At 72.2% G+C, this 22,566-nt stretch carries 24 protein-coding genes and 1 pseudogene; 11 read left to right on the plus strand and 14 right to left on the minus strand.

Features of this window, described 5'->3' with window-relative positions:
* Positions 1-38: 38 nt before the first annotated feature.
* Both MQP27_RS25140 and MQP27_RS25145 read right to left on the minus strand, forming a co-directional pair.
* Positions 39-908, minus strand: coding sequence for a fructosamine kinase family protein (locus tag MQP27_RS25140; RefSeq protein ID WP_242767685.1), 870 nt, complete (start codon positions 906-908; stop codon positions 39-41).
* A 92-nt stretch (positions 909-1,000) separates the two neighbouring features.
* Positions 1,001-1,651: a phosphoribosyltransferase gene (locus tag MQP27_RS25145; protein ID WP_242767686.1), complete on the minus strand. Its 651-nt coding sequence runs from the start codon at positions 1,649-1,651 to the stop codon at positions 1,001-1,003.
* Positions 1,652-1,743: 92 nt separating this feature from the next.
* On the opposite strand from MQP27_RS25145, the gene MQP27_RS25150 reads away from it, so the two are divergent.
* Positions 1,744-2,040 carry a hypothetical protein gene (locus MQP27_RS25150; protein WP_242767687.1) on the plus strand — a complete coding sequence of 99 codons (297 nt, stop codon included), beginning with the start codon at positions 1,744-1,746 and terminating at the stop codon, positions 2,038-2,040.
* A gap of 10 nt (positions 2,041-2,050) precedes the next feature.
* On the opposite strand, the gene MQP27_RS25155 is transcribed toward MQP27_RS25150, so the two are convergent.
* Positions 2,051-2,476, minus strand: a complete 426-nt coding sequence (locus MQP27_RS25155; RefSeq protein ID WP_242767688.1) for a CBS domain-containing protein — start codon at positions 2,474-2,476, stop codon at positions 2,051-2,053.
* A 279-nt stretch (positions 2,477-2,755) separates the two neighbouring features.
* On the opposite strand from MQP27_RS25155, the gene MQP27_RS25160 reads away from it, so the two are divergent.
* On the plus strand, positions 2,756-3,481 hold the full coding sequence (locus MQP27_RS25160) for a dienelactone hydrolase family protein (RefSeq protein WP_242767689.1): 726 nt from the start codon (positions 2,756-2,758) through the stop codon (positions 3,479-3,481).
* Positions 3,482-3,500: 19 nt separating this feature from the next.
* On the opposite strand, the gene MQP27_RS25165 is transcribed toward MQP27_RS25160, so the two are convergent.
* The gene (locus MQP27_RS25165; protein WP_242767691.1) at positions 3,501-4,787 is read right to left on the minus strand and encodes a multidrug effflux MFS transporter; all 1,287 of its coding nucleotides are present in this window, start codon (positions 4,785-4,787) and stop codon (positions 3,501-3,503) included.
* Between the two features lie 67 nt (positions 4,788-4,854).
* On the opposite strand from MQP27_RS25165, the gene MQP27_RS25170 reads away from it, so the two are divergent.
* Both MQP27_RS25170 and MQP27_RS25175 read left to right on the plus strand, forming a co-directional pair.
* Complete coding sequence (locus MQP27_RS25170) at positions 4,855-5,349, plus strand: MarR family winged helix-turn-helix transcriptional regulator (RefSeq protein WP_242767692.1); 495 nt, start codon at positions 4,855-4,857, stop codon at positions 5,347-5,349.
* Positions 5,350-5,499: 150 nt separating this feature from the next.
* Complete coding sequence (locus MQP27_RS25175) at positions 5,500-5,940, plus strand: ATP-binding protein (protein ID WP_242767693.1); 441 nt, start codon at positions 5,500-5,502, stop codon at positions 5,938-5,940.
* A 25-nt stretch (positions 5,941-5,965) separates the two neighbouring features.
* On the opposite strand, the gene MQP27_RS25180 is transcribed toward MQP27_RS25175, so the two are convergent.
* The 6 genes from MQP27_RS25180 to MQP27_RS25205 form a co-directional block, all read right to left on the minus strand.
* Positions 5,966-6,667, minus strand: coding sequence for an SDR family oxidoreductase (locus MQP27_RS25180; RefSeq protein ID WP_242767694.1), 702 nt, complete (start codon positions 6,665-6,667; stop codon positions 5,966-5,968).
* Positions 6,668-6,756: 89 nt separating this feature from the next.
* Positions 6,757-7,335, minus strand: coding sequence for a PadR family transcriptional regulator (locus MQP27_RS25185; protein ID WP_242767696.1), 579 nt, complete (start codon positions 7,333-7,335; stop codon positions 6,757-6,759).
* Positions 7,336-7,375: 40 nt separating this feature from the next.
* Entirely contained in the window at positions 7,376-8,170 is a 795-nt protein-coding gene (locus MQP27_RS25190; protein ID WP_242767697.1) for an SGNH/GDSL hydrolase family protein, read from the minus strand.
* A 45-nt stretch (positions 8,171-8,215) separates the two neighbouring features.
* Positions 8,216-9,208, minus strand: coding sequence for an MBL fold metallo-hydrolase (locus MQP27_RS25195; RefSeq protein WP_242767698.1), 993 nt, complete (start codon positions 9,206-9,208; stop codon positions 8,216-8,218).
* Entirely contained in the window at positions 9,205-9,663 is a 459-nt protein-coding gene (locus tag MQP27_RS25200) for an enoyl-CoA hydratase/isomerase family protein (RefSeq protein ID WP_242767699.1), read from the minus strand. The genes MQP27_RS25195 and MQP27_RS25200 overlap by 4 nt, the downstream gene beginning before the upstream one ends.
* The gene (locus tag MQP27_RS25205; RefSeq protein ID WP_242767700.1) at positions 9,660-10,562 is read right to left on the minus strand and encodes an NAD(P)-dependent oxidoreductase; all 903 of its coding nucleotides are present in this window, start codon (positions 10,560-10,562) and stop codon (positions 9,660-9,662) included. Before MQP27_RS25205 ends, MQP27_RS25200 begins: the two co-directional genes overlap by 4 nt.
* 135 nt (positions 10,563-10,697) lie before the next feature.
* On the opposite strand from MQP27_RS25205, the gene MQP27_RS25210 reads away from it, so the two are divergent.
* From MQP27_RS25210 to MQP27_RS25230, 5 genes are all read left to right on the plus strand, one after another.
* On the plus strand, positions 10,698-11,294 hold the full coding sequence (locus tag MQP27_RS25210; RefSeq protein WP_242767702.1) for a TetR/AcrR family transcriptional regulator: 597 nt from the start codon (positions 10,698-10,700) through the stop codon (positions 11,292-11,294).
* A gap of 130 nt (positions 11,295-11,424) precedes the next feature.
* Complete coding sequence (locus MQP27_RS25215; protein WP_242767703.1) at positions 11,425-12,813, plus strand: Tat pathway signal sequence domain protein; 1,389 nt, start codon at positions 11,425-11,427, stop codon at positions 12,811-12,813.
* A 74-nt stretch (positions 12,814-12,887) separates the two neighbouring features.
* On the plus strand, positions 12,888-13,853 hold the full coding sequence (locus MQP27_RS25220; RefSeq protein WP_242767704.1) for an alpha/beta fold hydrolase: 966 nt from the start codon (positions 12,888-12,890) through the stop codon (positions 13,851-13,853).
* Between the two features lie 59 nt (positions 13,854-13,912).
* Positions 13,913-14,767, plus strand: coding sequence for an AraC family transcriptional regulator (locus MQP27_RS25225; protein WP_242767705.1), 855 nt, complete (start codon positions 13,913-13,915; stop codon positions 14,765-14,767).
* A 51-nt stretch (positions 14,768-14,818) separates the two neighbouring features.
* Positions 14,819-15,244, plus strand: a complete 426-nt coding sequence (locus MQP27_RS25230; protein ID WP_242767706.1) for a VOC family protein — start codon at positions 14,819-14,821, stop codon at positions 15,242-15,244.
* A gap of 484 nt (positions 15,245-15,728) precedes the next feature.
* Here MQP27_RS25230 and MQP27_RS25235 read toward each other — a convergent pair whose 3' ends face one another.
* A complete protein-coding gene (locus MQP27_RS25235; protein ID WP_242767707.1) occupies positions 15,729-16,361 on the minus strand; it encodes a TetR/AcrR family transcriptional regulator in 633 nt (210 codons plus the stop codon).
* Between the two features lie 43 nt (positions 16,362-16,404).
* On the opposite strand from MQP27_RS25235, the gene MQP27_RS25240 reads away from it, so the two are divergent.
* Positions 16,405-17,448, plus strand: coding sequence for an NAD(P)-dependent alcohol dehydrogenase (locus MQP27_RS25240; protein ID WP_242767708.1), 1,044 nt, complete (start codon positions 16,405-16,407; stop codon positions 17,446-17,448).
* Between the two features lie 79 nt (positions 17,449-17,527).
* Positions 17,528-18,245 (plus strand): annotated as a pseudogene (locus MQP27_RS25245) (helix-turn-helix domain-containing protein).
* Positions 18,246-18,312: 67 nt separating this feature from the next.
* On the opposite strand, the gene MQP27_RS25250 reads toward MQP27_RS25245, so the two are convergent.
* From MQP27_RS25250 to MQP27_RS25260, 3 genes are all read right to left on the minus strand, one after another.
* Complete coding sequence (locus MQP27_RS25250; protein ID WP_242767828.1) at positions 18,313-19,419, minus strand: NAD(P)/FAD-dependent oxidoreductase; 1,107 nt, start codon at positions 19,417-19,419, stop codon at positions 18,313-18,315.
* 245 nt (positions 19,420-19,664) lie between these two features.
* Positions 19,665-21,119, minus strand: coding sequence for an argininosuccinate synthase (argG, locus tag MQP27_RS25255; RefSeq protein WP_242767709.1), 1,455 nt, complete (start codon positions 21,117-21,119; stop codon positions 19,665-19,667).
* A gap of 66 nt (positions 21,120-21,185) precedes the next feature.
* The gene (locus MQP27_RS25260) at positions 21,186-22,514 is read right to left on the minus strand and encodes an enolase C-terminal domain-like protein (protein ID WP_242767711.1); all 1,329 of its coding nucleotides are present in this window, start codon (positions 22,512-22,514) and stop codon (positions 21,186-21,188) included.
* Positions 22,515-22,566 lie beyond the last annotated feature (52 nt).

Consider the following 22,566-nt stretch of genomic DNA (forward strand, 5'->3'; position numbering starts at 1 on the left):
TTTCCTCGCCGCCTCCTTGCCACGGTTCTTGGCGCGGTTCAGCGGGCGAGTGCCGCCCGCGCCGCCGCCAGCGCCTGCTCGGCGTAACCGCGCCCGAAGAGCACGGCGTGCACCAGCAGCGGGAACAGCTGGTGCAGCCCGATCCGCTCCCGCCACCCGTCGGCGAGCGGCGCCACGTCCCGGTAGCCGTCGAGCACGGTCTCCAGGTGCGGGCAGCCGAAGAGTTCGAGCATCGCCAGATCGGTCTCCCGGTGCCCGCCGTGCGCAGCCGGGTCGATCAGCCAGGCGTGTCCGTCGGCGCCCCACAGCACGTTGCCGTTCCACAGGTCGCCGTGCAGCCGGGCCGGCGGCTCGGCGGGCCCGGCCAGTTCGGGCAGCCGCTCGCAGACCCGCTCGACGACGGCCGTCTCGGCGGGGCGGACGGTGCCGCGGTCCGCGGCGGCACGCAGATACGGCAGCACACGGTGGTCGGCGTACCAGCGGGGCCAGTCGGCGCCGGGATGATTGCCCATCGGCGCCATCCCGATGTACGCCTCCACGGGACCGCCGGGCGGTGGCGCCCCGAACGCGGGCGCACCGGCGGCGTGCAGCGCGGCCAGCTCACGCCCGAACGCCTCCGCGGCCCGCGCCGAAGCCCTCCCTTGCCGCACCAGGTCGGTGACGAGCCAACGCCCGTCCTGGCCGAGCACGTTGGGCACGGGGACCGCTCGGGCATCGGCCAGCCACCGAAGCCCCGCCGCCTCCGCCCGCACCGCACCGGGCTCGTCCGCGCGCTTCACGATCACCGATCGGCCGTCATCGAGGGCGACTTCGGACACCGCGCCGGAAACCCGCCGCTCGCCGCGCACCGTACGCCCCGTGATCCGCGCGGCGACCGCACCGGGCCCCTCGACGCCCTGGGCGGTCATCCGGCGCCCCACGGCCGGGGCGACAAAAACACACTGCTGATACGACGGAGACGCACGAGCCCCAGCGTACGACCGCCCGGACACCAGGACGCTCAATCACCGGCCGTGGCATGGAGCACCCGCATGACCTCCTCGTCGGTCAGCTGCTCGAACTCCTCGTAGCAGAGGCCCACGGCCATGAAGGAGGCCGGCTGCCACAGGCAGAGCACCTCGTCGGCCTCGGCCCGCATCAGCTCCGCCGCCTCCGGGGAGGACACCGGTACGGCCAGGACGACCCGCCCGGGGTTGCGGCGGCGCACGGCGCGCAGTGCGGCGCGGGCGGTGGAGCCGGTGGCGAGTCCGTCGTCGACGACGATGACGGTGCGGCCCGCGAGGTCGGGGGCGGGGCGGCCCTGCCGGTAGTGCCGCTCACGGCGGCGCAGCTCCGCGCGCTCCCGTTCGACCACGGGGGCGAGCTCCGTCTCGCCGAGGCCCAGCCGGGCCAGGGCCCACTCGTCGAACACCGGGTCGTCCTCGCCCGCGATCGCGCCGACGCCGAGCTCCTCCTGGAAGGGGGCGCCGATCTTCCGTACCACCAGCACGTCGAGCGGGGCGTGCAGCGCCCGCGCCACCTCCCGTGCCACGGCGACGCCACCGCGTGGCAGGGCGAGGACGACGGGATCGGGAAGGTTCCCCTTCTCCTGTTCGGTGCGCAGCCGCTCGGCCAGCTCCCGGCCGGCCTGCCCGCGGTCATGGAACTGCATCGCGCTCACCTCTCCTCGCTGCGTGCCCCGTATGCCCTTGCGGGGCGGGGGTACCCGTGGTGGTGAAGACCTCTTTCGAGGAGATGACTCGGATGCTGTTCATCGGACTGCTCCTCCTCGGGGCGACAGGCGCGTTCACCGCCCTGGCGATCGCCGACAACCTGTCCGGGGGCCCCGAGTACACCGTGTCGGTGCTCGATCACCCGATCGCCACCATGAACACGCTCGCCGTCTTCAGCTCGGGGCTCGCGCTGGCGCTGATCTTCTGCCTGGCGCTGGCCATGGCCGTGCGCGGTGCGGCGCATCGCCGTCATCGCGGGCCGCGGGCGTACGACACGACGGAGACCGCGCGCACCCACAGGATCACCGGCCGGGACGCGCACGCCTGACCGGCGCTTCTCAGTGATTGGGCGCCGCCCTGCCGATGCCCGCCAGCGCGGAGTGCGGGTCCTCGTTCGTCGCGAGGTCGCCGATGGTGACGATGCCGACCGGGCAGCCGCCGCGTTCGACGACCGGGAGGCGGCGCACGGCGAACCGGGCCATCAGCTCGACGGCCAGGTCGGTCGTGTCGTCCGGCGTCAGCGTGGCCACCGGCGGCGGCGTGCACACCTGGCCCACGGTGGTGACCTCGGGATCGAGGCCGCCTGCGAGGACCCGGACGACGATGTCGCGGTCGGTGAGCACGCCGAACAGGTCGCAGTCGTACGCGACCAGGACGTCGCCGATGTCCTGCTCACGCATCACACGCGCCGCACGCGCCACTGTGGTCATGGGTTCGACGGCGGCGGTACCGGTCGACATCACGTCGCGGATCTTCCGGCTCATGGGGCACCTCCCGGATGCGGGGACGGCGGCGATCTGCAGCTGCCTGCCAGCCGCGTAGCCCGTCCCGGTCCCGGTAAACCGGCCCCCGGACCGGCGCCTGAGCGAAAACCCGTTGGCGGACCTCGGCGGCCACTGCTAGCTTTCCGGTGGCCGTGCCGGAGAACGAGGAGGTGGTACCCGTGAACACAGTATCGACATGGGTGCTCCCCTCCGGGGTCGCGGTCGGGCGATAGGTCGTCCGGGAGCGCCGTTCGCAGCGCACTCCCGAAAGGCACGACCATGCGATTCACTTCCGAACAGCACCTCGAAGACGGCGTCCTCGAGCGCGAGTTCACCCTCGGCGAGATCCCCGGCACCTTGTGGACGACCCCTGGTTCCGCACCTGCCCCGCTCCTTCTGATGCCCCACAACAACGGCCTGCCCAAGGCGGACCCCCGCCTCGTGGCCCGGGGCCGGCACGCCGCGGCGCGTGGTTACGCGGTGGCCAGCATCGACGCGGCCGGGTGCGGGGAGCGGCCCCGTTCCGCCGCCGCCGAGCAGGCCCGGGCCGAGCTGCGGCGGGCGATGCGGGCGGGTGAGCCGGTCGACGAGATCTTCGAGTCCTTCATCGGCCCGCTCGTCGAGAACGCGGCCCCGGAATGGCGGACCACGCTGGACGCCCTCCTCGAACTGCCCGAGGTCGGCGGTCCGGTCGGGTACGCGGGCGGCTGGACCGCCCTCGGCATCCGGCTCGCGGTGACCGAGCCGCGCATCGTGGCCGCCGGCTTCTTCGCCGGGGGTTACGTGCCCCGCGCCCAGCGCGAGGAGGCCCGCCAGGTCACCGTTCCGCTGCTGTTCCTGCTGCAGTGGGACGACGAGGGCAACCCCCGGCAACGGGCCCTGGACCTGTTCGACGCCTTCGGCAGCAAGGAGAAGACCCTGCACGCCAATCTGGGCGGACACCTCGGCACCCCGGCCTTCGAGGCGGAGGACGCGGGCCGGTTCTACGACCGGCACCTGAAGTAGGTCCGGCCGACCGCCACCGTCAGCCCGCGTGACCGTTGCCCGGCTCGCCCTCCCCGCGCCAGGGTCGGGCCAGCGCGACCAGGGCAACTCCCGCCGCCGCCACGGCGATCAGCATGATCAGCGCCATCGGCAGTGAACTGGCCTCGCCGAACAGACCGACCAACGGCGAGGCCAGCGCACCGAGGAGGAACTGGAAGCCGCCGAGCAGCGCCGAGGCGGCGCCGGGGGCGGACCGGCCGAGGGTCTGGCCGATACTCATGGCCGCCGGGAAGACCAGGCCGATGGCGCCGACGGTCACGAAGAGGGTGGCCCAGGTGCCGGCGAGGGTCTCGCCGACGGTGAGCACGAGCAGCACCTGGGCCAGCGCGCCGAGCCCGGCGAGCGCGATCCCGGCGGTGAGCAGGGTGTTCAGCCGCGTCCCTCGCCCCACCAGCCGCGAGAAGGTCGCACCGGCGATGAGCATGCCGACGGCGTTGGTGGCGAAGATGAGGGAGTACGTCGTCGACGACACGCCGTGCAGGTTCTCGAAGACGAAGCTGGAACCGCTGATGTAGGTGAACAGCGCCGCCGCGGCGAGGGCGAGCGCGAGGACGTACCCCATGAAGGCGCGGCGGGCGAGCAGTCCGCCCATGGCCCGGAAGGTGCCCGCGACACCGCCGCCGTGGCGCCGCTCCGGCGGCAGGGACTCCGGGACCGCCCGCACCACGGCCGGCAGGAGCAGGACGCCCAGCACGGTCAGTACGGCGAACACCGCGCGCCAGGTCGACACGGACAGGATCGCACCGCCGAGCACCGGCGCGGCGATCGGCGCCACACCCATGACCTGGGACAACACCGCGAAGTAGCGCGGGAGTCGGGGGCCGTGGAAGCGGTCGGTGAGCACCGCCCGGGCCAGCACCATGCCCGCCGCGCCGGCGACGCCCTGCAGGAAGCGCGCGCCGGTCAGCAGGCCGATGTTCGGGGCGAACGCGCAGGCCAGGGAGAAGACGGCGAAACCGGTGACCCCGCCGATGAGCAGCCTGCGCCGCCCGAGCCCGTCGCTGAGCGGCCCGATCAGCAGCTGTCCCACGACGAGTCCGGCCAGGAACGCGGTCATCGTCAGCTGCACGGCCGAACTGCTCGCGCCGAGCGCCTCTCCCATCGCGGGGAAGCCGGGCACGTACATGTCGGTGGCGAGCGGGGCCACGGCCGTGAGGGCACCGAGGACGGCGATCAGGGCGACGGCGGGACGAGGCGGGCCGCCGGGGACGGTGTCCGCGTCGGTGGGGTGCGATGCGGTGGAGCGGGAAGGGGACGGGGATATCATGAGCAGAACGATAACCGATAGTTCACTGGTTAACAAAGAGCATTCCGAGCATGAGAAGGCGAGCCGCATGACCTCCACCCCCGGCGACGTCCGCGCGCAGTGGGCCGAGCACAACCCCGGCCTGGACACCTCCCCCATGGAGCTGGTGGGTCTGCTCAAGCACGCCACCGGTCTGCTGAACGCCGCCGTCGAACCCCTCTACGCGGGCGCCCCGCTCACCGCCCCCGAGGTCGACATGCTCATCCCCCTGCGGCATGCCACCGACCCGGTCATCGCCCGCACCCTCGCCCATCGGATGGGCCTGTCCCGGGCGGGCGTCAGCAAGACGCTCGCGAAGCTGGAGCGCCGCGGCTACATCGCCCGCACCCCCAACCCCGCTGACCGCCGCGCCGCCCTGGTCACCATCACACCGGAGGGCGCGAACGCCGTCGACGAGCTCTTCCCCCGCCAACTCGCCGCCGAGGTGGACCTGTTGTCGGGCCTCGGCGAGGACCGCGAGTGGGTACTCAAGGCCCTGAGCCGCCTGGTGCAGGCCATGGAGGGCGGGACGCCCCGCGACTGACCGGGAGATCGACGGGGACAGCGGCGGCGTGGCCCCACGTCTCGATCATGGCCCGATTTCGACTCGCCCCGTGTGCGCAGTGACATTTATCTGTCACTGTGCGCTTCTAGCAGTGGGGAGGGTCTTCGGCAGCGTATGGGGAGGACGCTTGTGCTGAGACGTGAGGCTTTCCGGGTGCCCCGGCATCCGGCTTCGGTGGGGTTCGCACGGCACCGGGTACGACAGCATCTGGCCACCTGGGGGCACGGCAAGGACGACGCGATCACGCAGGACGTCGTCCTGCTGGCGTCCGAGCTGGCGGCGAACGTCGTCCGGCACGGCCCCATCCTGGAGCGGGAGTTCGAGATCGCGGTGACGGCACGGGCGGACGGCTCCTGCTTCATCGCCGTCTCCGACGAGAGCTCCGCCCAGCCCGTCCTCCAGACCGCGCAGAACACGGACGACGAGCGGGGCCGCGGCCTGCACCTGGTCGACCAGCTGGCGCACACCTGGGGCGTGCGGCACCGCGGGCGCAACGGCAAGACGGTGTGGGCCCTGGTCGCCACCCCCGCCCACGGCACGGCACCGGCCCGCCGCCACCGGGATCAGTGACGGCGAAGGCCCGGACCCCGTCCGGCTACTGCGCGAGCTGCGGGTAGAGGGCCGAGAGGTCGGCGGACAGTCCCGCCTTCACCTGGCGTGAGATGTCGTCGGCCAGCACCTCGGGCGCACCGGCCTCGATGCCGTCCAGCGCCAGCGCGGCGACGGTACGGGCGTCGATCTTGGGCGCGTCGATCCGCGCGGTCAGGTCGGTGTCGACGTACCCGACGTGCAGACCCGTGACGTCGATGCCGCGTTCGAGCAGTTCCAGGCGCAGGGAGTTGGTCTGCTGCCACAGGGCGGCCTTGGAGGCGCTGTAGGAACCGGCGTTGCCCAGCCAGGACAGCACGGAGTGGACGTTCAGGATGTGTCCGCCGCCGTTGCGCTCGATGACCGGGACGAAGGCGCGGGCGACCAGCAGGGGCCCGTAGAAGTTGATCTCGAACTCCCGGCGCACGTCGTCGACCGGGGTATCGAGGAAGGACCCGCCGACCGAGGCTCCGGCGTTGTTGATCAGCACGGTGACGTCCCGCGCCCGCGCCGCGGCGGCCGCCACCGAGTCCGGGTCGGTGACCTCCAGCGCCAGCGGTACGGCGTCGGGGTGCGTGACCGTCCGCGGGTCGCGGGCGGTGGCGTACACCTTGCCCGCGCCACGCGCGTACAGCTCCTCCACCAGCGCCTTGCCGATGCCCCGGCTGCCGCCGGTGACGAGGACCACGGCGTCCTTGATCGCGGTCATGGTGTGCTCCCATCGCAGTAAACCGATCGGTTTCCATCACTGTAAACCGATCGGTTTCCTCGCTCAAGGGCAGACGGATGAGCCGGGCGTCACACCTCCGGCTTCGCGAGAGCCGCGGCGCGCTGGTCGAGCCGCTTCAGGGCCATCTCGCCCCAGCGGAGGTTCCCGCGCTCCAGCGCCAGGCCGCCCAGCAGGGTGAGGTACGGGCCGATGCGCTCGGCGCTGGTGAAGTACTCGTCCTCGGTGCGCCCGTCGAGCAGCCGCTCCTGAAGGCGCTCGTAGCGGGCGAGCTTGGCGGCGGACCGCTCCACGCGTTCGGCGACGGCGGCCCGCACGGCCGAGATCTCGCCGATGTCGAGGCACTGGACCTTGACCATCAGCTCGTCGCGGATCGCGAGGGGCTTGGCCGGGGTCTCCAGGACGTAGTCGCGCAGGACCTCCAGGCCGGCCTCGGTGAGGGAGAAGAGCCGTTTGTTGGGCCGCCGTTCCTGCTGGACGACCCGGGCGGAGACGAGCCCCTCGCCCTCCATGCGTTCCAACTCGCGGTAGAGCTGCTGGGGCGTGGCCATCCAGAAGTTGGCGACCGAGGCCTCGAATCCCTTGGCGAGGTCGTAGCCGGACGCCTCGCCCTCCAGAAGCGCGGCCATCACCGCGTTGCGCAATGCCATTCGCTCAAATTAACACCGTGTTGACTAGTCAATACGGTGACTACGTGCCGTCGGCGAGCACGGTCACCGGGAGCAGCGCGGGCCGCTTGGCCTGGCGTCCGTCGCCGGAGGAACGGCCGCGCACCCGGCGCACGAGCCAGGGGCCCAGGAAGGCGCCGGCCCAGCGGAGTTCGGCGCGGGCGGCCCGCAGGCCCGAGAGTGCCGCCGGGTCGGGCGGCAGGGGCCGGGTCCAGCTGTCGTCGCTGCCGGGGAGGGCGAGGGCGTGCGCGACCGCGGCGGCGATACGGGCGTGCCCGTCGGGGCTCGCGTGCAGCCGGTCGGCGCTCCACAGCCGCGGGTCGGTCACCGCGGGGTACGGCTCCGAGTCGGCCACGATGACGTCGTGCCGCCGGGCCGCCTCGCGGATACGGGCGTTGAGGGCGAGGACGCGGGGCACCAGCGGGCGGGCCGGCGGGGCGATCCGGCCGATGTCGGGGAAGGTGAGCGTGGCGACGCGGGCGCCCTGCGCGGTGAGCGCGGCGAACATCGCCTCCAGGTGTCCGGCCACCTCGTCCGGGTCGAAGCGGGGCCGCAGCACGTCGTTGACCCCGGCGACCACCGTGGCGAGGTCGGGCTTCAGCGCGAGGGCGGGGGCGAGCTGCTCGGCCCGCACCTGTCCGGCGAGCCGGCCGCGCACCGCGAGGTTGGCGTACCGGACGTCGGGGTTGTCGCGGGCGAGCTGCTCGGCGAGCCGGTCCGCCCACCCGCGCAGCCCGCGCACCTCGTCGCCGTCGCCGAGCCCCTCGGTCTGACTGTCGCCCAGGGCGACGTACCGCAGATATCCGCTGCCCGCCACGAGCCCCCACCGCCTTCCGCCCCACCGCGTAAGCCAACTAAGCACCTACTCGCTTTGTTGACTATAGCTGTTCGGCCAAGCGCGCGGGAACGGTACGCGCAAGGTCGCCGCGTCGACCGGCGTGTGCTCGGCGGCGGCGTGCAGGCGGCCCGCGCGCAGGACGATCGCGCCGCTGCGGAGCATGGTGTCGATCAGTTCGGCGGCGAGCGTCTCGGGGGTGCGGCGCAGCAGCCCGGCCGCGTCCGTGAGCCAGGAACGGGCGTGGAGATAGGGCTCGGCGTCGGTCGCGGGGATGCCGTCGCGGATCATCAGGGCGTAGGCGAAGATGCGGCGGGCGCCGTACCAGACCGCGCCGTCGGGGTCGTCGACGAGGCGTTGGGCGCGGCGCAGTGCGGTGGCGAAGGCGGCGCCCGGGTCGGCGGGGAGCGGGCCGTGCCCGGGCAGCAGCACGCGCGGGGCGAGGTCGGCCAGTCGTTGCAGGGAGGCCAGTGCGGTGGCGGCGACATCGGGGCCGTCGAGGGCGAGGTCGACCCAGCCGACGTCGTAGTCGGACAGGGCGTCGCCGACCGCGAGCAGCCGTTCCTCCGGCTGCCACAGGGCCAGGTGGCCGGGGGTGTGCCCGGGCGTCGACACGACCGTCCAGTCGGCGTCGCCGAGGCGCAGGAGGCGGTCGTCGTGGAGGGGCTCGTCGACGGTGTAGGGGGCGACCGGCTGGTCGAGGTGCTCCGCCGAGCAGCAGCCGGGGTCGCGGCGGGCGACGGCGGCGGCTTCGGGCGCGCCGGCCGCGATGGCCGAACCGCCCGCCTGAAGCAGCGCGTTGCCGCCGACGTGGTCGGAGTGCCAGTGGGTGTTGACGACCAACTCGATGTGCCCGGCATGGGCTTGGGCCCACTCGGCCGTCTCCTCGGCGTGGCCGACGAAGCCGCTGTCGACGAGGGCCGGCCGACCGCCGTGCAGCAGAAGCAGGTTGGCGTCCGGGAAGGCCCGCTGCCGCCAGGTCACCCAGGCCGGCAGCCGCTCGTCGTCGGCCGCGCTCACCACGGCGCCGGACTGCCCTTGAGCTCCTGCCAGTGGCGTCTGTGCGCGTGCCAGGCGTGCTCGCTCGTCATCCCGGCGGGCAGCTCCCTGTCGAGGGGATCGGACAGTTCGGCGATGTCCCGCAGGGCGGCCGCCTGGGCGGCCCGCTTGGTGAAGGCGTACTGCTCGACGCGGTCCGCCGGTGCGTACCGCGCGCCCTCCGGCACCGACACGCGGTGGTCGCACACGGCCGCGGTGATCAACCCCCCGGCGAAGGCATGCCCGTTGACCGCCGCGACCGTCGGCCGCGGATACGTGAACAGCCGCATGCTGGTGGCCCGGTACCCCTGGAACCAGGACGCGACGGCCGCCTCGTCACCGGCGAACAACGGGAAGTGCTCCTCCAGGTCGAGCCCGGCGGAGAAGCGCGTGCCCGTGCCGGTCAGCACCACGGGACTCTCGACCGTCCAGCTCATGCTCGGCCCTCCGTCGCGACCGCGGTCTGCGTTCGGGTGCGGATCTCCAGTGCGTGCAGTACGGCAATCATGTCCTCGTGCCCGTACCCGTGGGCGACGGTCTCGCCGAAGAGGGCGTGGCAGATGTCGAGGAGGGGCGAGGCGAGTCCGGCTCGGCGGGCGGCCTCCGCGATCAGCCGGTTGTTCTTCAGTACGTCCACCGCGCCCGCCTGCACGGTGAAGTCCCGGGTCAGCAGCTTCGGTGCCTTCATGCGCGAGACGGCGCTGGCCATCGGCCCCGCGTCCAGCACGTCCAGGAAGAGGCGGCGGTCGAGACCGTGCCGGTCGGCGAAGTGGAAGGCCTCGGTCAGACCGGTCACCTGGGTGATCAGGAACAGGTTCACCGACAGCTTCATCAGCAGGGCGTCCGGCACGGGACCGCAGACGAACGCCTCCCGGCACATGGGCGCGAGCAGCGGCCGTACCGCCCGAACGGCCTCCTCCTCGCCCGCCAGCATCGCCACCAACTGCCCCTGCTCGGCCGGGATCCGGGAGCCGGACACCGGCGCCTCGACATATCGTCCGCCCACGGACCGGATCTCGTCCCGCAGAGCGGCCGAGTACTCCGGCGAGGTCGTCCCCATGTGAACCACGACGTGTCCGGCAGCCCGCGCGGCGAAGTCCGGTGTGCCGCGGCCCAGGACCGCGTCGATGGCGCTCTCGTCGGCCAGCATCAGGAACACGACCCCCGCCCGCTCGAAGACCCCGTCGGCGCTCGCCGCGACCTCGGCTCCGGCGGCACGCAGGGGCGCGCAGCGCTCCGGGGTGCGGTTCCACACGACGAGGGGCGTGCCCGCACGGGCGAGATTGAGGGCCATGGGCTGACCCATGACACCCAGGCCGATGAAACCCACGTACACGACGCACCGCCGTTTCCGGCCCGCGAGGAGTTCGGGCCGCCGGTCTTCGGGATTATGACCGTGGTCATAGTAGCTGCCGCTATGACAGCGGTCATAGGGTGGGCTCCGGAACGTCCACGACACGGGAGGTCCGGGATGACGGCGGCCGAGCACGGGCCGCGCGAGCGCATGGTCTTCAGCGCGGCCCAACTGATCCGGCGCGACGGGGTCGCGTCCACGGGGATGCGCGAGGTCGCTGCGCACGCCGGGGCGCCGCGCGGCTCGCTCCAGCACTACTTCCCCGGCGGCAAGGAACAGCTGGTCAACGAGGCAGTGGGGTGGGCGGGCCGGTACGCGGGCAAGCGGGTCGCGCGCTTCCTGGCCGCGCTGCCCGAGCCGACGCCGAGCGGGCTGTTCGCCGAGATGGTGCGCCAGTGGACCGACGAGTACGAGGCGGCCGGATTCGCCGGCGGCTGCCCAGTGGCCGCCGCCACGGTGGACTGCGCGGAGTCCACCGCGTCCACCCGGGAAGCCGCGGCGGCCGCCTTCGCCACCTGGACCGGTCCGGTGGCCCGGGCGCTGACCGACATGGGCGTGCCCGAGGAGCGCTCGACGGCGCTCGCCACGCTCATGATCAGCAGCCTGGAGGGCGCGATCCTCATCGCCCGCGCCGAACAGGACACCCGCGCGCTGACGACGGTGACCCGCGAGCTCGGTCCGCTTCTCGACGCGGCGGCCGGTCCGGCCGGCTGACCTCGCGCCAACTGCCCCGTGCATCACAGGCGTTGACCGGAACCCCACCCCGCAGCAGAATGAGCGCACCTTCTTGAGAGCGCTCTCAAGAACGCCCTGCCTCCGCTTCCCGCCCCTCCCGAGGAGACACATGACCGGCAGCCAAGGCCCGGTAGTCAGCCGGCGCGCGCTCATCGGGACCGGGGTCGGCGTCGGCGCCGCCGTCCTCACCGGCGCCGGGACCGCGACGGCCCGGGCGGCGGAGGCGCGGTCCTCGGCGCCTACCCGCGCGGCGGGCTTCCTCGCAGCCGCCATGGACGCCTACCCGGAGTGCGGGCCGGTCCGGCTGGCGCAGAGCTACACCGACCAGGCCGGACTGTTCAGCACCGCGTTCACGTACGACAACGCCCTTGCGGTCCTTGCCCACTTGGCGTCGGGCACGGCGGACGGGCAGGCGCGGGCCGTGGTGCTCGGTGACGCGCTGCTGTACGCGCAGGCCCACGATCCCGGCCACGACGACGGGCGTCTGCGGCAGGCGTACAACGTCGGTCCGTACACCTTCTACGACGGCTCCGCCCAGCCGGACGGCTTCGTGCGGGCGGACGGCACGGCGAACGTCGGGACGCAGTTCGGCTTCACCGGTACCGCGGTGGGCGACATGGCCTGGGCCGGCATCGCGCTGGCCGCCCTCGCCGGGCGGACCGGTGAGCGGCGCTTCTTGACCGGTGCCGTGCGCATCGGGGAGTGGATCGAGCGCACGGGACGTACCGACGAGCCTCTGGGCGGCTACAAGTTCGGGGTGAACGGCGCCGACGAGAAGCTGCCGTTCACCTCGACCGAGCACAACACCGATCTGCTCGGCCTGTTCGGGCGGCTGGCGCGGCTGACCGGGGACCGGGTGTGGCTGGAGCGGCGGGCGCGGGCCGAGGCCTTCGTCAAGAAGATGTGGGAGCCGTCCGGGGGCTTCTTCTACACCGGCACCAATGACGGGGTGACGATCAACAGGTCGCCGGTCCCCGAGGACACGCAGACCTGGACCTATCTGGCCCTCAACTCCCCCGCCCACGCACGGTCGTTGGACTGGGCCGCGGAACAACTCGCCGTCCTGGACACGGCCGAGCGGCGCAACAGCACCGTGCCCGCGGGGCAGTCGTACGAAGGTGTCACCTTCAGCTCGGCCGGCCTGCTGGCGAACGAGGACGCGCCGATCGCCGACGGGCAGCCGAAGCCGGACCGCAACGGTGTGTGGTTCGAGGGGACGGCCCATCTGGCGCTCGCGCTGCGCACCCGGCGGGCCCGCGGTGACGAGGCACGCGCCCGGCGGCTGCTGGCCTCCGTCGAGAGAGCCCAGGAACTGCTCGGCGGTGCGCAGACGCTGGGTTCCAGGGCGGTTCCCGAGCGGTCCGGTGTCGTGTCGGCGAGCAGTCCGCTCGACACCGGGTTCGGCTTCGGCTACTACCCGTACCGGCACACCGGGGCCACCGCCTGGTATCTGCTGGCCGTCTCACGCGCAAATCCGCTGCGGGGCCGGACGGGCTGACCGTCACCGTTCAGCTGCCGGTCGGCCAACCGGCGGGCGGCTGCCGGAAGATCTTGGCCCGTATGCTCTCGCACATGGTTGAGCATCGGATGATCGACGTCAACGGGATACGGCTGCACATCGCCGAGGAGGGCGAGGGGCCGCTGGTCGTGCTGCTGCACGGCTTTCCCGAGTCCTGGCACTCCTGGCACCACCAGTTCGGCCCGCTGGCCACCGCGGGCTTCCGGGTGGTCGCGCCCGACCAGCGCGGTTACGGCCGCAGCGACCGTCCCGACGACGTGGCCGCGTACAGCATCCTGCACCTGGTCGGGGATGTCGTCGGGCTGATCCGGGCGCTCGGCGAGGAGCAGGCGTACGTCGTCGGGCACGACTGGGGTGCGCCGGTCGCCTGGCACACGGCGCTGCTGCGGCCGGACGTCGTGCTCGGGGTGGCGGGGCTGAGCGTGCCGCCGCCGTTCCGGGGCTCGGCGCCGCCGCTGGAAGTGATGGAGGAGCGGTTCGACGGCCGTTTCTACTGGAACTACTTCAATCTGCCCGGGGTCGCCGACGCCGAGTTCGCGCGGGACACCCGCACCACGCTGCGGAAGTTCTTCTACATGGCCTCCGGCGACGCCCCGGGCGCGGACGAGGGCAGGCAGCCGCTGGTCGACCCCGAGCGGGGCTGGCTCGCCGACCTGACCGACCCCGAGGTGCTGCCCGAGTGGTTCACCGAGGACGATCTCGACGCACTGACCGAGAGCTTCTCCGGCGGCTTCACCGGGGCTCTCAACTGGTACCGCAACCTCGACCGCAACTGGGAGCTCACCGCCCCCTGGCAGGGCGCCGTCGTCAGCACGCCCGCGCTGTACGTCTACGGCGACCGGGACCTGGTCCCCGCCTTCCCCGGCACGCCCGAACTCATCGAGAAACTCCCCGAGTTGATGCCCAGCCTGCGGCGCAAGCCGATCAGGCTCGCCGGGTGCGGACACTGGACGCAGCAGGAGCGGCCGGCCGAGGTGAACGCGGCGCTGATCGACTTCCTCACCGAGCTCAGGGGATGAGCGGACCTCGCTGAGCGGACCTCGCTGCGCGACGCGGAGCGGGGCGGGAGAATGGCCGTATGGGTGTCGAGATCGTGGACGAGGGCGTACGGGTCGCTCCCGCGCCGCCCCTGCGCGGGCTGGTCGGCTGGTACAGCGGCTACCGCCAGCGCGGAGTCCCGGCGGGCCTGCACCGGGGGCTGCCCTCGCCGTGGCTCACGCTGATCCTCACCCTCGACGAGCCGCTCACCATCACCGCCCACCCGAACCCGGGCGACGCGCCCGGCGACTACCTCACCCTGCTGGGCGGCCTGCATCTGACGCCCGCCCTGATCGACATGCCCGGACGGCAGTCCGGCGTCCAGGTGGCGCTGAGCCCGCTGGGCGCCCGTGTCCTGCTGGGGCTGCCCGCCGGGGAGCTGGCCGGGATCGACGTCCACGCCGACGAGGTCCTGGGCGCGGGTGTGCGCGAGGTCCACGAGCGGCTGCGGGCGGCCGGTGACTGGACGGCACGGTTCCGTGTCGTCGACGACTGGCTGCTGCGCCGTACGACCCGCGACGAGAGGGCGGCCGTCCCGACGCAGGTCGCCGGTGCGTGGCGGCGGCTGCTCGCCTCCGGCGGGCGTCTGCGGGTCGAACGGCTGGCCGCCGAGAGCGGGTTCAGCGACCGGCATCTGCGCAACCGTTTCCGTGCGGAGATCGGCCTCACGCCCAAGGCCGCCGCCCGGGTCATCCGCTTCGACCTGGCCCGCCGCCGCCTCGCCGCCCGCCCCGCGCGGCCCGATCTGGCGGGGCTGGCCGCCGACTGCGGTTACGCGGACCAGTCGCACCTCGACCGCGAGTTCGCCGCGCTGGCCTCCTGCACGCCGAGCGGCTGGCTCGCGCAGGAGTTCCGAAACATCCAATCCGGGCACCACCCGCCGGCCCGACCCTGATGGTGTCAGCCGGCCTTGGGGCCGGACACCGCGAGACGGAGGCCTATCGCCATGCCCAGCACACCCGACACCGACCGGCAGCCGCCCGCCCCGCAGGTCTGGCCGACCCTGCGCGCGCACGACGCCCGCGCCCTGATCCGCTTCCTCGTCGAGGCCTTCGGTTTCGAGGAGACGGTGGTCTACGGCGACGACGACCTGGTCCAGCACGCGCAGCTCAGCTGGCCCGAGGGCGGGGGCGTCATGCTCGGCTCGGTGCGCGAAGACCAGAAACCGGGCAGCGGTCCGACGCCGCCCGGTGCCTTCAGCGCGTACGTCGTCACCGCCGACCCGGACGCCGTGCACGCCCGCGCGAAGGCCGCCGGCGCCGACATCACCGACGACCTGCACGTCACCGACTACGGCTCCCGCGACTTCGCCGCCCGCGACCCCGAGGGCAACCGCTGGTACTTCGGCACTTACCGCGGCGAGCCACGCTGAGCCACCGACAACCGACCCGAGGCTCACGCCGACTCCCGCGGTGCCCTGCTGACGGGATCGCCGGGGACTCCCCGAGCGGTGGGATGCACACCGGCGACCTGGCCCCGGTCGCGGTCCTCCACGTACCGGACTCCCTCGCGCCCCGCCGGAGGAGCCGCTCGGCCGTATCACGGTGCCGGCACCCGCGCCGCGGTAGTTCAGGGCGTCAGTGACGGACTCCCTGGCAGCCCGAGGACACTGCTCCCGGCCCCCACTCCCCTGCTGGCCCGATGCCGCGGCTCCTGATTCAGCTCTTGGCGGCCCGATGCCGCGGCTCCTGCTTCCGCTCCTGCCGACCTGATGCCCCGCTAGGTGTATTGCCCACGAGCGTTGTTGACAAAGACCAGGACTCCGGCGACGGGGCACGTGGTCGCGCCCGGTGAGGTTGCGAGCAGGGTTCCTTGTCACACAGCGTGCTCCGGCGGCCGTAGTCCGGGCCGTGCCGTCAATCGGCCCGAAGTCCTGTGAGGTGGATGCGGAGGAAACGGCGCCATGGAGCATCATCGCCGTCCGGTGAAGCGGCCACCACTCCTCGTAGCGCGACGATCAGGGCTTTGATGTCATCAGCCGTGACGCCTTGGGTGAGGTACCCCGCGTCGACCGCCTTCTGCGTGAGCCGCAGGACCCGGTCTGCTGTCCGTGCGCTCACGGCGTCATCGTCGGCGACGCGGTCGGTCAGGGCGGCCGCGTAGCGGCGCTTCTCCGCGTGGAAGGCTCCGACGAACTCGAGGAATCGTTCGAGCCCGGCGCCGGGGTCCGGGTCCTCAAGCGCGGCAGCGGCGGCCTGGTCGATCTCCTCGGTCAACAGTCGCGCGATGGCGTCGAGGAGGGCGTCCTTGCCGGGGAACCGCCGGTAGATCGTGCCGACGCCCAGCCCGGCGCGGGTTGCGATGGTCTCCATGCTCGCCTGTGGTCCCAACTCGGCGAAGACGGCGCGCGCCGCGTTGATGACGATCGCGTCGTTGCGCAGCGCGTCGCGGCGCGGAGCGCGAGGAGCGGTCTGGGGCTTCGGCTGTCGGATCGGCTGTGAGGTCACCGTCGCCAGTGTACGCAAAGCGGAATAAGGATTCACCTTCATGTTAAGGTGAATATGGATTCCGCTTTGGAGGGATGGACTGAGCATGAGGACCACGACCGGCTGGCAGAGCCTCGACCCGACCGGCAACACGCTGACCCGCGTCACCATCGAGCGCCGCGACCTGCGCCCGGACGACATCGCCGTGCGGATCGACTACTGCGGCGTCTGCCACAGCGACCTGCACCGCATCCACGGCATGCTCGGCGAGAAAGACCTCGTTCCCGGGCACGAGGCGACGGGCGTCGTCGTCGCCGTCGGCCAGGAGGTCACCGACTTCGCCGTCGGCGAGCGGGTCGCCATCGGCACGATCATCGACTCGTGCGGCGAGTGCACCATGTGCCAGGTCGGGCAGGAGAACTACTGCTACAGCCGCCCGACCACCACCTACGGCGGCACCGACCGCGTCGACGGCACCGTGACCCAGGGGGCCTACAGCCGCGAGTACGTCTTGCGCGCGAAATTCGCGTTCCACCTGCCCGACGGACTTGATCCGGCCGCCGCAGCACCGCTCATGTGCGCCGGCGTGAGCGTCTGGGAGCCCTTGCGGGCGGCCGGCGTCGGCCCGGGCAGCCGGGTGGCCGTCGCCGGGCTCGGCGGGCTTGGGCACCTCGCGGTCAAGCTCGCCGCCGCGCTGGGCGCCGAGGTCACCGTCCTCAGCCGCAGCACAGACAAGGAAGCCGACGCCCGTGAGCTCGGGGCATCCGGCCTGCTCGTGACCACGGACGCCACCCAGGTCGCGGCCGCGAGGGGTCGCTTCGACCTCATCCTCGACGTCATTCCGGCCGAGCACGACCTCTCACCGCTGATCGCCATGCTCGACCTGGACGGCACCCTGTGCGTCCTGGGCAACCCGCTGCTGACGGGCCCGAGGCTTGTGGAACTCGGAGCCGGACGCAAGAAGCTCACGTCCTCCGGTACAGGAGGACGGCGCCAGACCGTGGAGATGCTCGAGTTCTGCGCCGCGCATGGGATCACAGCAGATGTCGAAACACTGCCCTCGACCGAGGTCGAATCCGCCCTGAACCGCCTCGCTGACGGCGACGTCCGCTACCGGCTCGTACTGGACATGTCCGACCTCGACACGTAGCTGTCCCCCGCGAGACCAGGGCCCGAAGGCGCAGCGCGCGTCCGGGTCCCGGCTGACTGTCCACGGCAGACGCCTCTTGATGGAGCGGGTCCGCGCGGGCAGGCCCGTCGCCCATGTCGCCGACGAGATGGGCATCTCCCGTGCCACTGCTCACAAGTGGGTCCGGCACCGGCGAGCGGAGGGCGACGCCGGGCTGCATGATCGCTCCAGTCGGCCCCTGACCGCACCGCATCGCACGCCCGCCGACGTGGAGAAACGCATCTGCGAGCTGCGGCGCGAACGCAAGCTCGGCCCAGCACGGTTTGGGCCGATCCTGGACGTGCCCGCTCGACCGTCCACGTGTCCTGACCCGCCACCAGCTGAACCGCCTGCGCTGGATGGACCGGCCCACGGACCAAGTCATCCGCCGCTACGAGCGGGAGCGTCCCGGCGAACTGATCCACGTCGGCATCAAGAAGCTCGGCAACATCCCCGACGGCGGCGGCGATCGGGGCATGCCCGGCCAGCAGGGCCACCGGCAACCGTCAGGCCACGACCGATACGCGCAAGGGCGGCAACCCCGTGATCGGGTACAGCTTCGTCCACACAGCCGTCGATGATCACTCCGGGCTTGCCTGCAGCGAAGCCTTGAGCGACGAGCGCAAGGAGACCGCAGCCGCCCGTACCCCAGCAGCGCCGAACGCACCGAAGCTCTTACGGACTTCCTCCACACCTGCAACTGCCACCGGTGCCACACCGCACTCGACGGCCAACCACCCACCAGCCGCGTCAACAACCCTGCGGGTCAGTACGGCTAGGCTGCCGGTCCGATCCCCCGCCTCTCCGACCCGCTGCTGACGGCCCACCGACCTCCCGGCCCCGCCCTCACGTGGCCGTGTAGCCCAGCTGGCGTCTCATGTACGGCGTCATCAGCTTCTTCGCCTTGGCCAGTACCGACGTGCGGGTGCCCAGGATCGCGCTCTCGCCGCCCGGTACCGGTACCACGGTCACGCCGTCGGCCGGGCCGAAGGGCACGATCAGTGGGGTGCGCTGGACCGGGCGGTAGTGGCGGGGTTCCTTGCGGTGCCGGCCGGCGCTGTTGAGGTGGGCGCGGATGTTCCAGGCGGCGAGGTCGGCCTGGGCGAGCGCGGCCGGGGTGATCTTGTGCTCGGTCGCGTCGTTGACGTCGCCGACCGCGAAGACGTCCGGCCGGCCCTCGACCCGCAGCGAGCGGTCGACCTTGATGTGCCCGCTGCCGTTGAGCCAGTCGCCGTGGCCGCCGAGCCGCAGCCAGAGCGTGTTGGGCGTGGTGCCGGTCGCCCAGAAGGAGAGGTCGGCGGCGATGGTGTTGCCGCGCGCGTCGCGGTAGGTGCCGAAGTCGTGGCCGGGCGACATGAACGAGTCCAGCCGTACCTCCACGTCGTGGGACTCCAGCCAGGCCTGCGCCCGGCGTCCGGCCCGCTCGACGCCCGTGGAGCTGAGCAGCGACCGCCCGGAGTGCGCGAGCGTGACCCGGGCGTCCGGGCGGGCCAGCCGGATCTCGGCGCTGAGTTCGACGCCGGAGGGGCCGCCGCCGACGACCAGGATGTGCTCGGCGTGGGCGATCTTCTGCTGGTGCCCGGCGAACGACTTGAGCGCCTCGTCGGTGGTGGTGCCGGTGAAACGGGCCGGTTCCGGGTAGTCGGCGCCGGTGGCGATCACGACGACGTCGTACGGGAGCCGTTCGCCCGTCGCCAGGACGACCTCGCGCCCGGTGGTGTCGACGCGCAGGGCCTTGCCGACCACCACCCGGCCGTTGCGCAGGAGCCGGTCGTACGGGATGAACGGCGTCACCGACCAGTCGGGGCGCACTCCGGCGCGCAGGGAGGCGATGCGGTGGAAGAAGACGTCCTTGCGGTCGACGAGCGTGACCCGGGCCGTCTCGTCCAGTCGTTTCGCCAGGCGGACGCCCGCGTAGCCGCCGCCGATCACCACTATCTCGCCGTCGCGCACAACGTTCTCCAGGGCCGTGTGGGGGGATGCGAGCGCCATGGCGCGTGGGGCTCCCTCGGCCACTCGACTGCCGACGACCCTATCTCTTGAACTCTAAAGCTGATGTGAGCATGCGTGGGTTTTCTGTGAAGTGTGGTGCGAGTGTTGCCGGTTGCCCCGGTCCGATCACACGCCCGCACGACGAAGAGACCGGTCCCGCGCTCTGCGGCGCGGGCCGGCCTCTTCGTCGTGCGGGCGGTGCGGGGTCAGTCGGTGCCGGACTCCATCGCGGCGCGGTCCAGCAGCGCCTCGTCCTCGGAGACCTCGCCGCGGGAGGCGATGGCCTCGGCGCCGCCCTCGGGCAGCTCCGGCATGGTGCCGATGAGCCCGGTCGCGGCGGCCTGGGAGGCGCCGATGGTGGGGCTGCCGGTGCCGATCAGGCCGAGGCCGACGTACTGCTCCAGCTTGGCGCGCGAGTCGGCGATGTCGAGGTTGCGCATGGTCAGCTGGCCGATCCGGTCGACCGGGCCGAACGCGGAGTCCTCGGTGCGCTCCATCGACAGCTTGTCGGGGTGGTAGCTGAACGCCGGGCCGGTGGTGTCGAGGATCGAGTAGTCCTCGCCGCGCCGCAGCCGCAGGGTGACCTCGCCGGTGATCGCCGAGCCGACCCAGCGCTGCAGCGACTCGCGGATCATCAGGGCCTGCGGGTCCAGCCAGCGGCCCTCGTACATCAGGCGGCCCAGACGCCGGCCCTCGTTGTGGTACTGGGCGACGGTGTCCTCGTTGTGGATCGCGTTCACCAGGCGCTCGTACGCGGCGAACAGCAGGGCCATGCCCGGGGCCTCGTAGATGCCGCGGCTCTTGGCCTCGATGATGCGGTTCTCGATCTGGTCGGACATGCCCAGGCCGTGCCGGCCGCCGATGGCGTTGGCCTCCATCACCAGGTCTACGGCGGTGGCGAACTCCTTGCCGTTGATCGTCACCGGGCGGCCCTGGTCGAAGCCGATCGTCACGTCCTCGGTGATGATCTCGACCTCGGGGTCCCAGAACCGTACGCCCATGATGGGTTCGACGGTCTCGATGCCGGTGTCCAGGTGCTCCAGGGTCTTGGCCTCGTGGGTGGCGCCCCAGATGTTGGCGTCCGTGGAGTACGCCTTCTCGGTGCTGTCCCGGTAGGGCAGGTCGTGGGCGACCAGCCACTCCGACATCTCCTTGCGGCCGCCGAGCTCGGTCACGAAGTCCGCGTCGAGCCACGGCTTGTAGATCCGCAGGTTCGGGTTGGCGAGCAGGCCGTAGCGGTAGAACCGCTCGATGTCGTTGCCCTTGAAGGTCGAGCCGTCGCCCCAGATCTGGACGTTGTCCTCCAGCATCGCCCGCACCAGGAGCGTGCCGGTGACGGCACGGCCTAGCGGCGTGGTGTTGAAGTAGGCCCGCCCACCGGAACGGATGTGGAACGCGCCGCAGGTGAGCGCGGCCAGGCCCTCCTCGACCAGCGCGGCCCGGCAGTCGACGAGACGCGCGACCTCGGCACCGTAGGTCTTCGCACGGCCGGGCACCGAGGCGATGTCGGGTTCGTCGTACTGACCGATGTCGGCGGTGTAGGTGCACGGGACGGCGCCCTTGTCGCGCATCCACGCGACCGCGACGGAGGTGTCGAGGCCGCCCGAGAAGGCGATGCCGACGCGCTCGCCGGCGGGCAGGGAGGTGAGGACCTTGGACATAGGAAGAGTATGCACGATTACGCATGACCATGCAAAGCCCCTGGGCGGATCTCTGGCGCCCCCGGTTCAGCGCACGAGGCAGGGGCGTTTGGCGTCGAAGGTCCAGTCCTTGATCAGGTAGCGCATGCCGGTCGTGTCGTCGCGGCCCGACAGCGCCTTCGACCGGTACAGCTCGTGCGCCGCGAGCAGCCGGTCCCGGTCGAGGCGGACGCCCAGGCCTGGCGTCTCCGGCACGGCGACCTCGCCGCCGATGATGCGGGGCGGGTCGACGGTGAGGCGTTCCGCGCCCTCCTGCCAGATCCAGTGCGTGTCGAGGGCGTTGTACTCGCCCGGGGCCGCGGCACCGCAGTGCGCCATCATCGCGAGGGAGATGTCGAAGTGGTTGTTGGAGTGGCAGCCCCAGGTCAGGCCGAGGGAGTTGCACAGCTGGGCGACCCGGACGGAGCCCTGCATGGTCCAGAAGTGCGGGTCCGCAAGGGGGATGGAGACGGACTGCAGGGCCAGCGCGTGGGTGAGCTGCCGCCAGTCGGTGGCGATCATGTTGGTGGCCGTGGGCAGTCCGGTGGCGCGGCGGAACTCCGCGAGGATCTCGCGGCCCGAGTAGCCGTCCTCGGCCCCGCAGGGGTCCTCGGCGTAGGCGAGGGTGCCGACGAGGGGGCGGCACAGCTCGACGGCCTCGCGCAGCGACCAGGCGCCGTTGGGGTCGAGCGTGACGCGGGCCTCGGGGAAGCGGTCCTTCAGCGCCCGTACGGCCCTGACCTCCTCGGTGCCCGCGAGGACCCCGCCCTTGAGCTTGAAGTCCCGGAAGCCGTACCGGTCGTGGGCGGCCTCGGCCTGGCGGACGATCGCCTCCGGGGTCAGCGCCTCCTCACGCCGGACGCGGTACCACGGCACGTCCGAGTCCGGTTCGCGCACGTAGTCCAGGTCGGTGCGGTCCGGATCGCCGACAAAGAAGAGGTAGCCGAGGACCCGTACGGCGTCGCGCTGCCTGCCGTCGCCGAGCAGGGCGGCGACCGGGACCTCCAGGTGCTGCCCGAGCAGGTCGAGGAGGGCCGACTCGACGGCGGTGACGGCGTGCACGGTGGTGCGCTGGTCGAAGGTCTGGGCGCCGCGGCCGCCCGTGTCGCGGTCGGCGAACGTCGCCTGAAGGGTGCGCAGGACGCGCTTGTAGTCACCGACGCGGGCGCCGAGGACGAGGGGTTCGGCCTCGCGCAGGGTCCGCGTGATCTTCTCGCCGCCGGGCACCTCGCCGAGACCGGTGCGTCCCTCGGAGTCCTCGATGACGACGACGTTGCGGGTGAAGTACGGGGCGTGGGCGCCGGAGAGGTTGAGGAGCATGGAGTCGCGGCCGGCGACCGGGTAGACCGAGAACGTGGTGACGACGGGCTGGCTCATGGCGGTAAGTGCCGTTCCTGTGAGGGGGGTTGAGGCGGTCGGATGAAGGAGG

The sequence above is a fragment of the Streptomyces cylindrosporus genome (assembly GCF_022698165.1).
Classification (GTDB): domain Bacteria; phylum Actinomycetota; class Actinomycetes; order Streptomycetales; family Streptomycetaceae; genus Streptomyces; species Streptomyces cylindrosporus.

What these genes read in the sequence shown, in the direction of transcription:
- MQP27_RS25155 (WP_242767688.1), bottom strand. Translation starts at nt 2,476, where the DNA reads ATGAGCCGGAAGATCCGCGACGTGATGTCGACCGGTACCGCCGCCGTC.
- MQP27_RS25230 (WP_242767706.1), top strand. Translation starts at nt 14,819, where the DNA reads ATGCCCAGCACACCCGACACCGACCGGCAGCCGCCCGCCCCGCAGGTC.
- MQP27_RS25170 (WP_242767692.1), top strand. Translation starts at nt 4,855, where the DNA reads ATGACCTCCACCCCCGGCGACGTCCGCGCGCAGTGGGCCGAGCACAAC.
- argG (WP_242767709.1), bottom strand. Translation starts at nt 21,119, where the DNA reads ATGTCCAAGGTCCTCACCTCCCTGCCCGCCGGCGAGCGCGTCGGCATC.
- MQP27_RS25225 (WP_242767705.1), top strand. Translation starts at nt 13,913, where the DNA reads ATGGGTGTCGAGATCGTGGACGAGGGCGTACGGGTCGCTCCCGCGCCG.
- MQP27_RS25150 (WP_242767687.1), top strand. Translation starts at nt 1,744, where the DNA reads ATGCTGTTCATCGGACTGCTCCTCCTCGGGGCGACAGGCGCGTTCACC.
- MQP27_RS25180 (WP_242767694.1), bottom strand. Translation starts at nt 6,667, where the DNA reads ATGACCGCGATCAAGGACGCCGTGGTCCTCGTCACCGGCGGCAGCCGG.
- MQP27_RS25185 (WP_242767696.1), bottom strand. Translation starts at nt 7,335, where the DNA reads ATGGCATTGCGCAACGCGGTGATGGCCGCGCTTCTGGAGGGCGAGGCG.
- MQP27_RS25260 (WP_242767711.1), bottom strand. Translation starts at nt 22,514, where the DNA reads ATGAGCCAGCCCGTCGTCACCACGTTCTCGGTCTACCCGGTCGCCGGC.
- MQP27_RS25145 (WP_242767686.1), bottom strand. Translation starts at nt 1,651, where the DNA reads ATGCAGTTCCATGACCGCGGGCAGGCCGGCCGGGAGCTGGCCGAGCGG.
- MQP27_RS25200 (WP_242767699.1), bottom strand. Translation starts at nt 9,663, where the DNA reads ATGAGCTGGACGGTCGAGAGTCCCGTGGTGCTGACCGGCACGGGCACG.
- MQP27_RS25220 (WP_242767704.1), top strand. Translation starts at nt 12,888, where the DNA reads ATGGTTGAGCATCGGATGATCGACGTCAACGGGATACGGCTGCACATC.
- MQP27_RS25240 (WP_242767708.1), top strand. Translation starts at nt 16,405, where the DNA reads ATGAGGACCACGACCGGCTGGCAGAGCCTCGACCCGACCGGCAACACG.
- MQP27_RS25160 (WP_242767689.1), top strand. Translation starts at nt 2,756, where the DNA reads ATGCGATTCACTTCCGAACAGCACCTCGAAGACGGCGTCCTCGAGCGC.
- MQP27_RS25235 (WP_242767707.1), bottom strand. Translation starts at nt 16,361, where the DNA reads ATGAAGGTGAATCCTTATTCCGCTTTGCGTACACTGGCGACGGTGACC.
- MQP27_RS25215 (WP_242767703.1), top strand. Translation starts at nt 11,425, where the DNA reads ATGACCGGCAGCCAAGGCCCGGTAGTCAGCCGGCGCGCGCTCATCGGG.
- MQP27_RS25165 (WP_242767691.1), bottom strand. Translation starts at nt 4,787, where the DNA reads ATGATATCCCCGTCCCCTTCCCGCTCCACCGCATCGCACCCCACCGAC.
- MQP27_RS25140 (WP_242767685.1), bottom strand. Translation starts at nt 908, where the DNA reads ATGACCGCCCAGGGCGTCGAGGGGCCCGGTGCGGTCGCCGCGCGGATC.
- MQP27_RS25210 (WP_242767702.1), top strand. Translation starts at nt 10,698, where the DNA reads ATGACGGCGGCCGAGCACGGGCCGCGCGAGCGCATGGTCTTCAGCGCG.